Origin of the sequence: Roseburia inulinivorans DSM 16841 (assembly GCF_000174195.1) — a bacterium.
Taxonomy (GTDB): Bacteria; Bacillota; Clostridia; order Lachnospirales; family Lachnospiraceae; genus Roseburia; species Roseburia inulinivorans.
In genome coordinates, this window is sequence record NZ_ACFY01000123.1 from 1 (window position 1) to 523 (window position 523).

1 protein-coding gene and 1 pseudogene are annotated in these 523 nt (G+C 28.1%); both read left to right on the forward strand.

Annotated elements, in window-relative coordinates:
- Nucleotides 1-327 (forward strand): LytTR family transcriptional regulator DNA-binding domain-containing protein (locus ROSEINA2194_RS13500; protein WP_007888244.1); only part of this gene is annotated, 327 nt, incomplete at its 5' end.
- A gap of 8 nt (nt 328-335) precedes the next feature.
- Nucleotides 336-523 (forward strand): annotated as a pseudogene (locus ROSEINA2194_RS20535) (ATP-binding protein); the annotation flags it as partial.

The window sequence follows — 523 nt, forward strand, 5'->3', positions numbered from 1 at the left end:
GACAGCAATGGAAAAGAGTATCTGTCGATCAAACTGAAACTGAGGGATATTTTATATTTTGAATACATAAAAAGATCCAGAAAAGTACTGATAGCATTGTCTGATATTACATATGAGTATGATTGTATCTTTGAAAAACTGGTTGAAGAACTGCAACCATATGATTTTGTTGTGAATTGTAGAGGAAATCTGGTTAATTTAAGGCATATTGAAAAAATAAAGGACTTTATTATTTATATGGATAATGGAAAAGAACTTCAGATTGCACAAAGGAGAAGCAACGATTTTAGAGAAGAAGTAAATAAATTTTTGCAGAGAAATTCATAGGAGGAAAAATGAATACGATTTTACTGGTATTATGTAATGCACTTTCATGTTTTATAATAAGTACGATATTATTTCAGTTTATGAATGGAAAGTATAAAAAGAGTAGTCGAAATAGATATGTATATATTGTGATTGAGACTACCACAGTAATATTTACATTCTGTATAAATATGCTCAATCATTCCATATTAAATCT